1 pseudogene is annotated in these 248 nt (G+C 70.2%); it reads right to left on the reverse strand.

Annotation, left to right across the window (positions count from 1 at the left end):
• Positions 1 to 234 (reverse strand): annotated as a pseudogene (locus ON32_RS23290) (hypothetical protein); the annotation flags it as partial.
• Positions 235 to 248: the final 14 nt, after the last annotated feature.

Below are 248 nucleotides of genomic sequence, written 5' to 3' on the forward strand. Positions count from 1 at the left end.
GTACACCGGGGTCACCGGAACGGCGTCGTCGGTGCCGTCGAGCTCGAGCGGCCCGCCGACCTCGATATCGGGATCGGGCAGGCGCCCGTCGCGCCAATATCCCTTGACCGTGTTGTAGCTGTATCCGGTGAGGTCGGCCACGCCTTTGAGCGTCAGGTACCGCGGCGGCGTCGGCGGTGTCGGCGGGGGTTCGATCGGGCGCAGGTCGGTGCGGGTGCCGCGCTGCATGGGCACGTAACGCTTCCACC

Origin of the sequence: Nocardia paucivorans NBRC 100373 (genome assembly GCF_000308675.1) — a bacterium.
Taxonomy (GTDB): Bacteria; Actinomycetota; Actinomycetes; order Mycobacteriales; family Mycobacteriaceae; genus Nocardia; species Nocardia paucivorans.